Source organism: Pseudomonas sp. NyZ201 (genome assembly GCF_049860765.1).
In the GTDB taxonomy this organism is placed as follows: Bacteria; Pseudomonadota; Gammaproteobacteria; order Pseudomonadales; family Pseudomonadaceae; genus Aquipseudomonas; species Aquipseudomonas bharatica.
The window spans coordinates 2,819,269-2,831,732 of sequence record NZ_CP187557.1 but is presented as its reverse complement, the minus strand read 5'-3'; the positions used below and the strand labels follow the sequence as shown (position 1 = coordinate 2,831,732).

Genomic DNA, 12,464 nt, shown 5'->3' with positions numbered 1-12,464 from the left:
CTGACCACTCAGCCACCCCATGACCTGAAGCAGTTTTATCGTGCGCAACCCGCGCTATGCTGCCTAACACTTTATTGCAGCCAGTGAGCGAACCATGACGGACCATGCCTCACAGCAGCACTCGCCTGCTGCTGTGCGCTTTCCACCCGGGCTGATCATCGCCTGCCTGGCGTTGGCCGGGGTCTTATTCCTGCCGTTTCCCGAGACCTTGCCTGTAGCAGGCCAGCGCATGCTAGCGATCCTGGTATTTGCCGTGATCGTGTGGATCACCGAGGCAGTTTCCTACGAAGCCAGCGCGATCATGATCACCTCGCTGATGGCCGTGCTGCTGGGCACCGCGCCGACCTTGGCCGACCCATCGGTGAGCTATGGCTCTTCAGCGGGCGTGTCGATGGCGTTGTCAGGCTTTGCCAACCCGACGTTGGCGCTGGTGGTCGGCGCATTATTCATCGCCGCGGCGATGACCCATACCGGGCTGGACAAACGCATCGCCCTGGTCACCCTGACCAAGGTCGGTGCCAGCACCCGACGGGTATTGCTAGGGGCGATGATCGTCATCGTCCTGCTCAGCCTAGTGGTGCCCAGCGCAACGGCGCGCAGTGCCTGCGTGGTGCCGATCATGATGGGGGTGATCGCCGCATTCGGGGTGCCGGCGCGCTCCAACATCGCTGCAGGAATCATGATCATCGTCGCCCAGGGCACCAGCATATGGAACGTCGGTATCCAGACCGCAGCGGCGCAGAACCTGCTGACCATCGGCTTTATGGACAAGATGCTGGGCGCGCGGGTGTCGTGGCTCGACTGGCTGATCGCCGGCGCGCCTTGGGCGCTGATCATGTCGGTGGTGCTGATCGTGCTGGTGTTGAAGCTGCTGCCGCCGGAAAGTGACAGCGTGCCCGGCGGCATGGCCGGGGTCAGCCAGAGCCTGGCCCAGCTGGGGCCGATGAGCGCCGCGCAAAAACGCCTGGGTGTGGTCTCGCTGCTATTGCTGTTGGCCTGGGCCACTGAAGGTCGCCTGCACCCGTTCGATACCACGACCACCACCTACGCCGGCCTGGTGGTGCTGTTGCTACCACGCTTTGGCGTGATGACTTGGAAGGATGTACAAGCGCGCATCCCGTGGGGCACGGTGATCGTGTTCGGCGTCGGCATCAGCCTGGGTACCACCTTACTCACCACCCAGGCTGGGCAGTGGCTGGGCGCGCAAGTGGTGCAGCACACCGGCCTGGATCAGCTCAGCTCGCTAGGAGTGCTCGCGGTGCTGGGCGCCTTTCTGATCCTCATCCACCTGGGGTTCGCCAGCGCCACCGCGCTGACCTCGGCGCTGCTGCCGATTTTGATCGCCGTGCTGCAAACCCTGCCGGGCGACTTCAGCCGCATCGGCATGACCATGTTGCTCGGCTTTGTGGTCAGCTTTGGCTTCATCTTGCCGATCAACGCCCCGCAGAACATGGTCTGCTTGGGCACCGACACGTTCACGCCGCGCCAGTTTGCCCGGGTCGGCCTGTGGGTCACGGCGATAGGCTATGCGATGCTGCTGGTGTTCGCCAGCACCTACTGGTCCTGGCTGGGCTGGATGTAAACCCGAGCAGGGTCGTGCTCGCAGCCGACGCTTCACGCGTATTGGCTATGATGACCCTGCAATAACTCAAGCTCACTCAGCATTACACGGAGGCATGTATGAAAGCTGCTGTTGTTGCCCAAGGGCGTCGCGTCGAGGTCGTGGACAAAACCCTGCGCCCGCTCAAACACGGTGAAGCACTGCTGAAAATGCAGTGCTGCGGCGTTTGCCACACCGACCTGCACGTCAAGAACGGCGATTTCGGTGACAAGACCGGGGTGATCCTCGGCCATGAAGGCATCGGTATCGTTCAGGAAGTCGGCCCCGGCGTGACCTCGCTCAAGCCAGGCGACCGCGCCAGCGTGGCCTGGTTCTTCCAAGGCTGCGGCCACTGCGAGTACTGCAATAGCGGTAACGAGACGCTTTGTCGCGAGGTGAAGAACTCCGGGTATACCGTCGACGGAGGGATGGCCGAGTCGTGCATCGTGGTGGCCGATTACTCGGTCAAAGTGCCGGATGGGCTGAACTCTGCCGCCGCCAGTAGCATTACTTGCGCAGGTGTCACCACCTACAAGGCGGTGAAGATCTCCAACATCCGCCCCGGTCAATGGATCGCCATCTACGGCCTCGGCGGGCTGGGTAACCTGGCCCTGCAGTATGCCAAGAACGTGTTCAACGCCAAGGTCATTGCTATTGATGTCAACGATGAGCAACTGCGCTTTGCCAGCGAGATGGGCGCGGATCTGGTGATCAACTCACATAGCGAGGATGCCGCGAAAATCATCCAGGAGAAGACCGGCGGCGCCCACTCTGCGGTGGTCACGGCGGTGGCCAAAGCGGCGTTCAACTCCGCGGTCGATGCCCTGCGTGCCGGTGGCCGCCTGGTCGCGGTAGGCTTGCCGCCAGAAGCCATGAGCCTGGACATTCCACGGCTGGTGCTCGATGGCATCGAAGTGGTCGGCTCGTTGGTTGGCACGCGACAAGACTTGCACGAGGCGTTCGAGTTCGCCGCGCAAGGCAAGGTCGTGCCCAAGGTGACCCTGCGCCCGGTCGAAGACATCAATCAGATTTTCGACGAGATGCAAGAAGGCAGGATCAAAGGCCGCATGGTGATCGACTTCAGTCGCTGAACATGCCCTCAACTCGGCATGGGTCAGCCAGCCTATGCCGAGGTATCGCCCGTGGCGCTACATGAACAAATCTCCATGTGCCCGGTGAAGCTACTGATAGCGGGCAGAGCGGGCTGGGGCTCTCGGCATACTCCATTCGGGTACTGACTTTGAATGCCTGCCCCTGTCCCACGCCATCGACCCTTCAGCACATAAGCGAAGCGGACATTGTTGTCATTGACGGTGAGCCCTGGGGTGATCCACCCCTCCCTTCCCAACTCCGTAAATCCCTATTGGGTGCTATTGCCATGCGCTGCGTTGCTTGGGTGAATGGTGGCAATCACCGCTACAACCTTCAAAAAATACCTTTGACTGTCCGCTATCGACCCATAGCTGCCCGTCAGCATGGGCACCTAACGGCCAGGGGCGGACGCTCACGATGGCCAGAATTTGAGGGTAGGAGGAACCCACGAAACTAAAAGCTATTCAACTTAACGCCTCGCAGACGTTGCGAGGCAAGACATGCATATCCGCTTGAATCGTTACCCGAACAAGGTCGAATTGATCTACACGGACGCTCACAGGCCTAATGGCCTCGATCACCTCAAGGAACAGAGCCCTATGTATGCCCGCTTTATCTTGGTCACGGTCGCCCTCATCCTCAGCGGATGCACAGCCAACCAGTACGACAACAGCAAACCCCTGGACCCAACTCAAGCCGTCATAGTTGGCCGCATCGCCGAAGGTTTCCTCACGCAACCGCACGGTCTGCAGATAGACATCCAACGTCAGGGCGAGCCCGCCACACGTATCCAGCTCAGGACCCTCGGGAACAACAAAGACGTCCACGGCCGTTTCGTTCTGGGCGAACACTTCATGTACCAGGTCCCACCAGGTACCTATGAAGTCACCGGTTGGCAGTACCAGTACTACGCTGGCAAGTCGATGGCCAGGCGCGCCGCCGACCATTTCACTGTCAAGGCTGGAGAAGTAGCCTACATCGGCAACTACACCGCTAATTCCCTGAGCTACTGTCTGACCCGCAACAGCCAGTTGGAGACGGCCGTGGAGACTTTGGTGAAGAAGTTCCCGATACTCAAAGACCGCCCCATCAACAACGTCGCCGAGAGCGCCCCCTTCGCCCCCTGGCCAACGTCTGATGCCCGTGACAATGGCAAAGGCCTCTGCAACTTCTGATCGAGTATCCCCCCACGATGATCAAGCACTTCCTGGCCGTTGTAGCGGTCGCCACCTCCCTCCTCCTCGCCGGCTGCAGCACTTCCACCTTGGAGGGGCGCCCATTCTTCGACACACTCGAAGCGCCACGCGCCGACCAGGCCACCCTGTACTTCTACCGAGTCATGCCCACCATCGCAGCCAAGGTCCCGGCAACCATCACCGTCAACGGCAACACCGCCGGCGAACTGCTAGGTGGAAGCTATTTCGTCACCCACCTGCCAGCTGGCAAGTACCACATCGAGTCGTCAACCTCGCCCCTGCTTGCAAGCCGGGACAATAGCGCTTTCGATCTGCAGGTTGAGAGTGGCAAGACCTACTTCATCGCCGACCAGGAAGACACCGAGCCCTTCAAAGCCGACGGCCAGTTGCTTGGATTGGAGTCCCACGCCAACTATCAGCTTAGCCCGTTCTATTTCCGTTACGCCCTGGTAACCCAAGATGAAGCACTGCGCGCGCTTAAGTGGTGTCAGAAAAGTACACCGGTGCGCTGAGGTTGAAACCCGGGCTACTACAGCGAACGGATGGAACTCAGATAGTCTCCGGTGGCAGGCCCAAGAAATTGGGTCTTTAGGCCGCAACATGAGCGTCTGCTATGGGTCGATTGCGGACATTGCTAAACCACCAGAGCGCGTCTTGAAAAAAACAAGTGACGCCAGACAGAAAAGGATGGCTTCTTTTCAACCCAGTGCTGCGGCGAATGCTTCAGGCGCTCCTCTGCCAGAGCACCAAGGGCCACACACACAGGCGCGATTCAAGCTGAGCTGCCCTTTTGAGACTGAGGTATCTCGCCCCTGCTAGCGACTCCGCTGCCGGTGCGATAAAACCGAGCCCTCTACATTCCCTTTAGCGCATGCCAACGCCAGCCTAACTGATCATGGTGAAGACCAGTTACCAGCTGGATTCTGCCATGACGCTTTCTCCCTACCCCTTACTCATAGTCTGCTTGGTTGCCCTCACGGCCGCCGCTCAGGACGTGCGCGAGCGCTCGGATCTTGGATTGATGAAGCGGCAGATCGATGCCATCGAGCTGTTGGCTGATCGAGCACACAGCAGCGCAACCGGCACTGACCGAGTTCGTTATCGCTTCGACTATCCCAGGTTAACGGCAGACTTGGAGCGCGTCCGGCACGGCATCAGCAACTACCTATCCCCCTCACGTGCGCAGCCAGCTGACCTGGTCGAGCTGACTGTTGATTACCGTGCTGAAGCGCCGCACTCGAGCCCTTCCGATGAGCATGACTGACGCCCAACTCAGCGCGTTCTCTGCCGTTGCCGGGTTCACCCCGCAGCTCAGTTCCGTGCTGTGGCGCTCATCGGTGTTAGTGCTCGCATTGCTCTGGTGCGCCTGGGCGCTGCGGACCGGTTACCGCGGCTGGGCGGCCGGCAACCTCAATTTCGGCGCGCTGGGCGGTAGCACGCTGCGGCTGGCCCTCGCCCTGATCGTGCTGATGTTTTTCATGCTGTCGTAACCAGGAGACCTTGCCATGAAACTCTCCCACCATTGCCACCGCCCGCTTCTCCTGCTGCGGCATGCCTGTTCAAAAGCACTGTTCGGCGGTGTGGTTTTGCTGAGCTCGACGTTCGCCTGGGCCGACCTGCCGACCATGGAGGCACCTTCTCGCGGCGAGGGCTCGGGCTTGATCGACACCATCAAGAACTACGCCTACGACGGCGGCATCCTGCTCGGCCTGTTGATCGCCACTCTCGCCTTCCTCGGCGTGGCCTGGCATTCGCTCACCGTCTACGCCGATGTGCAGAACCAGCGCAAGACCTGGAAGGATCTCGGCGCGGTGGTCGGCGTCGGCGCACTGCTGGTGGTGGTGATCCTGTGGTTCCTCACCAAAGCCGCGACGATTCTTTGAGCTCCTTATGTCCGCCCCCCCTGCCACGCTGCCTGACGGCACGCTGACCTTCCTGCCGGAGCGCCTTAACCGTGACCCGGCCGTCCTGCGCGGCCTCACCAACGACGAGATGTGGGTCGCCCTGATCGTCGGTGCCGCGCTGGGCGTGATCCTCGGTGCGCCGCTGGCGGTGGCCATCGCCTCCATAGCGACTCTACCCACCTGCATGTTCTTGTGCATGGCATTGGTGCTGCTCGGCGGCGGCAAGCTGCTGCGCCGGGCCAAGCGCGCCCGCCCGGAAACCTGGTTGTACCGGCGCCTGCAGTGGCACCTGGCAGTGCACTGGGGCATCGGTTCGCACCAACTGATCCTGCATTCGGGGCCATGGACCGTGCGCCGGACTCGCCGGCATAGGAGGGCCAACCCATGAGCCGTTTTCGCAACAAAGTGGATGCGCAGCAAGCGCACATCTTCAGCCTGCGTTTGGCCGTGGCCATCCTGGCGCTGCTGTGCGGTGGGCTATGGTACGGCTGGCAGGCCGCGCCCTCCGAGCTCACCATTCACGTACCGCCTGATCTGCGCTCAGGCAGCACGCGCAAGTGGTGGGATGTACCACCGGAAAACATCTACGCCTTCGCCCTGTACATCTTCGGGCAACTCAACCGCTGGCCCACCGACGGTGAGGTTGATTACCACCGCGCCATCTTTGCCCTGCAGCCCTACCTGACTCCAGCCTGCAAGACGTTCTTCGACGGCGACTTCGAATACCGCAAGGCCGCCGGCGAACTGCGTGGCCGGGTGCGCGGGGTGTATGAGGTGCTGGGCCGCGGCTACAGCGATGACCCCGACCTGCGGGTGAAGCAGCTGGATAAGCACAGCTGGCTGGTCAAGCTCGACCTCAACGCCGACGAATACTACGCCGCCGAGCCGGTGAAGCGCGTGGTGGTGCGCTATCCGCTGCGGGTGGTGCGCTTCGACGTCGACCCCGAGCGCAACAAATGGGGCTTGGCCCTCGACTGTTACGTAGGTACACCGCAGAAGCTGACGCTGCCGGGAGGTGCGTGATGATGCGTGTCTTGATCCTGATTCTGGTGATGGCCAGCGGCTGGTGTTCAGCGGTCGGCGCCGTCGAGGTCAAATACTGGGACCGCCTGCCATTGGCCGTTCCGCTCACGGTGGGCCAGGAGCGAGTCCTGATGCTGGATGAGGACGTTCGCGTCGGGCTGCCCACTGCGATCGCCGGCAAACTGCGTGTGCAGTCGGTCGGCGGGACGGTATATCTACGCGCCGCCGAAGCGCTCCCCCCTACCCGGCTGCAGCTGCAGTCGGTGAAGACGGGCGACATCATCCTGATCGATATCGAGGCGCTCGAGGGCAGCGAGTCACTGGAGCCGGTCAAGATCGTGGCCCAGGCTCAGGCGCCGGACTCGAAGCCCGAGAAGGATGCAGCACCCGCCGCGACGCCGGTAGCGGTGGTGCTTACTCGTTATGCCGCGCAGAACCTCTATGCGCCTCTGCGTACCGTGGCGCCATTGCCTGGCGTACGGCGTGTGCCGCTAACCGACTCCATCGCATTCAGCACCTTGCTTCCCACCGAGCGGGTTTCGATCAAGGCGCTTGCTGCGTGGCGGTTGGGCGATTACTGGGTAACGGCGGTGAAGATCGTCAATCGTGGCCCCGGCAAAGTGGCGCTGGACCCGCGTCACCTGCAGGCCACGCTGTATGCCGCAACGTTCCAGCACGCAGACCTTGGCCTCGCCGGCACGCCTGAAGACACCACCGTGGCCTACCTCGTCACCCGCGGAAGCGACCTGAAGCACGCGCTGCTATTACCCCCGCCAAAACCGGAGGCTGACGACCATGAAAGCTAACGGCCTGCTGAAGTGGTTGGTGCCCGGGGTCCTGCTGGGCATCGGGCTGATCATCTTCAAATCCTGGATGGCTGCTCCGGACGGCCAGCCCGCGCACGATCCGGACAAAACTACGCTCAGCGCGGAACAGGCCAAGGCCCTGGGCATCGCGGGCGATACCCCGCGCGACACCGTGGCTACGCTGATTGGCCAGGTCAAGGCGATGCGTAGCGAGATGCAGACGCTGAAGAAAGGCAACGATGCGCTGCAAACCGAAAACAACCGGCTGCGCTCGCGCGAAGGCAATATCGACACGCGCATACAGAGCACTTTGAGCAGCGTCACCCAACAGGTCACCCAACAGGTCACCGAGCAGCGCCAGCAGGCCAACGATGCGCGGCAGAAGGCTGAGCAGCAGCACCGCGAAACCCAGGGCCTGCTGTCCAGGCTCAAGGACCAGCTCACCAACAAGCCGGCCGCGAAGTCGGATCTCCCCGCAGGTTTCGGGCTTGAGCCCGGCGACGAGCAACAGCTTTCTGGTGCGCAATCAGCGCCTGATGCAGTGCAGTGGATCGAGCCGTCGAATGCGCGTGCCGGCCAGGACGACGCCAGCAAAGCTGAAGGTCCTCTGTCTTCACTGACGTCGACGTTCAAGGACCTGCACGGTCTGGACAGCAACGCCATCGATCGTGGCCAGGACCGTTTGCGTGCCGCTGCCAAAGGCGAGCGTGACCTGGAGAACACCCAGGACCGAACCGAGGGCGCCAAACCCGTTTACACCCTCCCCGAGAACTCGACGCTGATGGGCTCGATCGCCATGACCGCGCTGATTGGCCGGGTACCGGTGGACGGTACCGTGAACGACCCTTATCCATTCAAGGTGCTTGTGGGCCCGGACAACCTCACCGCCAACGGCATCGACCTGCCGGATGTGGTCGGCGCGGTCATGAGCGGCACCGCCGCTGGCGACTGGACGCTGTCCTGCGTACGCGGCCAGGTTGAGTCCATCACCTTCGTCTTCAGTGACGGTACGGTCCGCACAGTGCCACAGCCGCAGAAGGTCGTCAGCCGCAATCGCAGCAGCGCCCAGACCTCGGACACCGAGAAGATCCGTGGCGGGCTGGGCTATATCTCCGATCCCTACGGCATTCCCTGCATTTCCGGGGAGCGCCGCTCCAACGCCCAGCAATACTTGGGCAGCCAGAGCCTGATCACCGCAGCGGGGGCCGGCTTCGCCGCAGCCCTGGGCAGCGAGCAGACCAACACCTCGTTCATCAACTCGGCCGGCGGCAGCCTGGGCTTGACCCAGAACAGCGGCAACAGTGCGCTGAACTCGGTTATCAGCGGTGGCATTGGCGATATCCGTGAGTGGATCAACAAGCTCTATGGCGAAGCCTTTGCCGCCATCTACGTGCCGCCCGGGGCCAAGGTGGCCCTGCACCTGGATCACGAGATCAGCATCGACTACGAGCCGAAAGGCCGGAGAGTGAACCATGAAAACCCATCCGTCTCGGTACTGGATCTGGATTAGTCTACTGCTCGCCCTGCACCTGAGCGGCTGCTCCACCAGCAAGGAGGAAATGCTGCCCCATGGCGATCAAACCATGCTGGACATCTGGAACGGCGGCGGCTCCGTCGGTTCCCAGCAGCAGTTGCAGGAAGCGCGTGGCGAACTGCGCCGTCCAGTACTCGACCCTGAGCGCCTGATAAGCGACCAAAGCGCTCACACGCGCACTGCCGCCAACGAGATCCGCGCCCAGTTCCCGCGCCTGCCCAACCCGGACCTGGTCATGTACGTGTACCCGCACCTGGCCGGTACCCAGCAGACCCCGGTGCCAGGCTACTCGACCGTGTTTCCGCTGTACGAGAAGGTCCAGTACGCGCTGCCCGGCGAACGCCTGGACGATCTGTGATGGCCGATGACGCAAGTCACGACCCGCCACGCTGGAAGCCCTGGCGCGCGGAACAGCGCCGGCGCGCGACGCTTGCCGACGATGCCGCCCAGTATGCGCACCATCCCAGCTTCACCGATCACCTGCCCTGGGTTGAATACCTTGAGGAGGAGCAGTGCTTTCTGCTCGACGACAACCGCTCCGTGGGCGCGGTCTTCGAGCTGCAGCCGATCGGTACCGAGGGTCGTGAGCTCGAGTGGCTGATGGCGGCCCGCGACGCCCTGGAAGATGCGCTGCAGGATAGCTTCGACGAACTGGACCAGGCGCCCTGGGTGGTGCAGTTCTTTTGCCAGGACGACAGTGACTTTGCCCCGTACCTCGAACGCCTGGAGCGCTATATCGCGCCGAGGGTACGCGGCACACCGTTTACCCAAGCTTTCCTCGCTTCGATGCGACGTCACCTCGACGCCATAGCTAAACCGGGCGGGCTGTTCGACGACCATGTCGTGTCCCACCTGCCCTGGCGCGGCAGCAATCGGCGGATTCGCCTGGTGGTCTACCGCTGGCTCGGGGACCAGGGGGACGACGACGGGCAGAGCCCGATTCAACTGCTGAGCCGCACCTGCGACCGCCTGGTGGCCTCGCTGCAGGCCTGCGGCGTCTGCCCTCGCCGGTTGACTGGACGCGACTTCTACGCTTGGTTGCTGCCCTGGTTCAACCCGTCCCCCGCCCTCACCGATGAGTCCCCCGCGGCGTTCTATCGACGCGTGCCCTATCCAGAGACGAACGACGGCGAGGAGCTGCCGCTGCCATTCGACCACGATTTTGCCGAGCGACTGTTCTTCCAGGAGCCGCGCTCCGATAGCGAACAGGGCCTGTGGTACTTCGATCAACAGCCCCATGCGGTGATGGTGGTCGACAAGCTGCGCAGGCCGCCACATATCGGCCAGCTGACCGGCGAAACGCGTAAAGGCGAGGCGTTGAATGCCTTGTTCGATCAGTTGCCCGAGCAGGCGGTCATGAGCCTGACCCTGGTGATCACGCCTCAGGATGTACTCGAGGAGCAGCTCAACCGTCTGGCGCGAAAAGCCATCGGCGAGAACCTCGCCTCGACCCAGACCCGCCAGGACGTTGAAGAAGCGCGCGCGCTGATTGGGCGCCAGCACAAGCTGTATCGCGGCACCTTGGCAGTGTACTTGCGCGGTGCGGATGAACAACAGCTGCGCCAGCGCTCGGTCCAGGCCGCCAACGTACTGCTCGGGGCCGGCCTGCAGCCGGTGCGCGAGGGCGATGAAGTGGCTTCATGCAACAGCTACCTACGCTGGTTGCCGATGGTCTACAACCCGGCACGAGACACACGCAACTGGTACACCCGCCTGTTGTTCGCCCAGCACATCGCCAACCTGTTGCCGCTCTGGGGCCGCAGCATCGGTACCGGCAATCCGGGCATCACGTTCTTCAACCGTGGGGGTGCACCGCTGTCGTTTGACCCATTGTCCCGTATCGACCGCTCCATGAATGGCCACCTGCTGCTGTTCGGGCCGACCGGCGCCGGCAAGTCGGCCACCTTGGTTTCGATCCTGATGCAGGTCATGGCCGTGTACCGGCCTCGGCTGTTCATCGTCGAAGCGGGCAACTCCTTTGGCCTGCAGGGCGACTACTTCGCCACGCTCGGGTTGTCCGTCAACAAGGTGCAACTCAAACCCGGCAGTGGTTTGAGCCTGGCGCCGTTCGCCGATGCTCGTCGGCTGATCGAGCATCCGGACCAGGTCGCCAGCCTGTCGACCGAAGACCTGGAGGAAACCGCGCCGGACAGTGATGAACAGCGCGATGTGCTGGGCGAATTGGAGATCACCGCACGGCTGATGATCACCGGTGGTGAAGCGAAGGAAGAGGCACGCCTGACCCGCGCGGACCGCAGCCTGATTCGCGAGTGCATCCTCGATGCCGCCCAGCACTGCGCCGCGACCGACCAACAGGTGCTCACGCGGCATGTGCGCGATGCCCTGCGCCAGGTCGCCAGCGACGCCCATTTGCCTGACAAACGCCGGGAGCGCGCCCAGGAGATGGCCGAGTCCATCGACCTGTTCTGCCAAGGTTTTGAGGGCGCCCTGTTTGACCGGTCCGGCACGCCCTGGCCAGAGAGCGATGTGACGATTGTCGACCTCGCCACCTACGCCCGTGAGGGCTACGAAGCGCAGATGTCGATCAGCTACATCAGCCTGATGAGCACGGTGAACAACCTCGCCGAGCGCGACCAGTACCTCGGGCGGCCGATCATCATGGTCACCGATGAGGGCCACATCATCACCAAGAACCCGTTGCTCGCCCCCTTTGTGGTCAAGGGCACGAAGATGTGGCGGAAGCTGGGCGCCTGGTTCTGGCTGGCAACGCAGAACCTGGCCGACTTCCCCGACGCGGCGCAGACCATGCTCAACATGATCGAGTGGTGGATCTGCCTGAACATGCCGCCGGCGGAAATCGAGGAAATCGCTCGCTTCAAGAAACTCACGCCGGCTCAGAAGGCGCTGCTGCTCTCCGCGAGCAAGGCTTCGGGCAAGTACACAGAGGGCGTGGTCCTGTCGAAGAACCTGGAGACACTGTTCCGCGCAGTGCCGCCGAGCCTGTACCTCGCTCTGGCCATGACCGAACCCGAGGAAAAGGCCCAGCGCTGGCGATTGATGGAAGAGCACCAGCAGTCCGAGCTGGAGGCCGCCCTGCAGGTCGCGACGGACATCGATCGCCTGCGCGGCATGTAGTGACCGATACCTCCAGGACTGTTCGCAATCCCTTAGTTCAGCAAAAAATCGAAAAGAGCACATTTGTACTCTTTCGCTATTTTGCCTGACTCGCTCTGCCAAATCAGCCCGCCAGACGAAATCGATAAACCCAGGCTCAGTTTGTCTCCCCTCCTCCAGCACCGGATCCGGGATGCTGAGACTTGGCGCATGGACGCACACCGCTGCCACCTG

At 62.4% G+C, this 12,464-nt stretch carries 13 protein-coding genes; all 13 read left to right on the top strand.

Annotated features, from left to right (window positions below; genetic code table 11):
- Positions 1-94 precede the first annotated feature (94 nt).
- The 13 genes from ACPFMA_RS12590 (at position 95) to ACPFMA_RS12530 (ending at position 12,251) form a co-directional block, all read left to right on the top strand.
- The gene (locus ACPFMA_RS12590) at positions 95-1,582 is read left to right on the top strand and encodes a DASS family sodium-coupled anion symporter (protein WP_425930364.1); all 1,488 of its coding nucleotides are present in this window, start codon (positions 95-97) and stop codon (positions 1,580-1,582) included.
- Between the two features lie 98 nt (positions 1,583-1,680).
- On the top strand, positions 1,681-2,691 hold the full coding sequence (gene adhP / locus ACPFMA_RS12585; protein WP_425930363.1) for an alcohol dehydrogenase AdhP: 1,011 nt from the start codon (positions 1,681-1,683) through the stop codon (positions 2,689-2,691).
- Positions 2,692-3,192: 501 nt separating this feature from the next.
- Positions 3,193-3,867 carry a hypothetical protein gene (locus ACPFMA_RS12580; protein WP_425930362.1) on the top strand — a complete coding sequence of 225 codons (675 nt, stop codon included), beginning with the start codon at positions 3,193-3,195 and terminating at the stop codon, positions 3,865-3,867.
- Positions 3,868-3,884: 17 nt separating this feature from the next.
- Positions 3,885-4,400 carry a DUF2846 domain-containing protein gene (locus ACPFMA_RS12575; RefSeq protein WP_425930361.1) on the top strand — a complete coding sequence of 172 codons (516 nt, stop codon included), beginning with the start codon at positions 3,885-3,887 and terminating at the stop codon, positions 4,398-4,400.
- 416 nt (positions 4,401-4,816) lie between these two features.
- Positions 4,817-5,152 carry an RAQPRD family integrative conjugative element protein gene (locus ACPFMA_RS12570; protein ID WP_425930360.1) on the top strand — a complete coding sequence of 112 codons (336 nt, stop codon included), beginning with the start codon at positions 4,817-4,819 and terminating at the stop codon, positions 5,150-5,152.
- On the top strand, positions 5,139-5,378 hold the full coding sequence (locus ACPFMA_RS12565; protein ID WP_425930359.1) for a TIGR03758 family integrating conjugative element protein: 240 nt from the start codon (positions 5,139-5,141) through the stop codon (positions 5,376-5,378). The genes ACPFMA_RS12570 and ACPFMA_RS12565 overlap by 14 nt, the downstream gene beginning before the upstream one ends.
- Before the next feature lie 15 nt (positions 5,379-5,393).
- Positions 5,394-5,771 (top strand): TIGR03745 family integrating conjugative element membrane protein, encoded by a 378-nt coding sequence (locus tag ACPFMA_RS12560; RefSeq protein ID WP_425930358.1) that lies wholly within the window; start codon positions 5,394-5,396, stop codon positions 5,769-5,771.
- Between the two features lie 7 nt (positions 5,772-5,778).
- Positions 5,779-6,180: a TIGR03750 family conjugal transfer protein gene (locus tag ACPFMA_RS12555; RefSeq protein WP_425930357.1), complete on the top strand. Its 402-nt coding sequence runs from the start codon at positions 5,779-5,781 to the stop codon at positions 6,178-6,180.
- Positions 6,177-6,815 carry a PFL_4703 family integrating conjugative element protein gene (locus ACPFMA_RS12550; RefSeq protein WP_425930356.1) on the top strand — a complete coding sequence of 213 codons (639 nt, stop codon included), beginning with the start codon at positions 6,177-6,179 and terminating at the stop codon, positions 6,813-6,815. The genes ACPFMA_RS12555 and ACPFMA_RS12550 overlap by 4 nt, the downstream gene beginning before the upstream one ends.
- The gene (locus ACPFMA_RS12545) at positions 6,815-7,621 is read left to right on the top strand and encodes a TIGR03749 family integrating conjugative element protein (RefSeq protein WP_425930355.1); all 807 of its coding nucleotides are present in this window, start codon (positions 6,815-6,817) and stop codon (positions 7,619-7,621) included. Before ACPFMA_RS12550 ends, ACPFMA_RS12545 begins: the two co-directional genes overlap by 1 nt.
- Positions 7,611-9,131 (top strand): TIGR03752 family integrating conjugative element protein, encoded by a 1,521-nt coding sequence (locus ACPFMA_RS12540; protein WP_425930354.1) that lies wholly within the window; start codon positions 7,611-7,613, stop codon positions 9,129-9,131. Before ACPFMA_RS12545 ends, ACPFMA_RS12540 begins: the two co-directional genes overlap by 11 nt.
- The gene (locus ACPFMA_RS12535) at positions 9,094-9,513 is read left to right on the top strand and encodes a TIGR03751 family conjugal transfer lipoprotein (protein WP_425930353.1); all 420 of its coding nucleotides are present in this window, start codon (positions 9,094-9,096) and stop codon (positions 9,511-9,513) included. Before ACPFMA_RS12540 ends, ACPFMA_RS12535 begins: the two co-directional genes overlap by 38 nt.
- Positions 9,513-12,251: a conjugative transfer ATPase gene (locus ACPFMA_RS12530; RefSeq protein ID WP_425930352.1), complete on the top strand. Its 2,739-nt coding sequence runs from the start codon at positions 9,513-9,515 to the stop codon at positions 12,249-12,251. The genes ACPFMA_RS12535 and ACPFMA_RS12530 overlap by 1 nt, the downstream gene beginning before the upstream one ends.
- Positions 12,252-12,464: the final 213 nt, after the last annotated feature.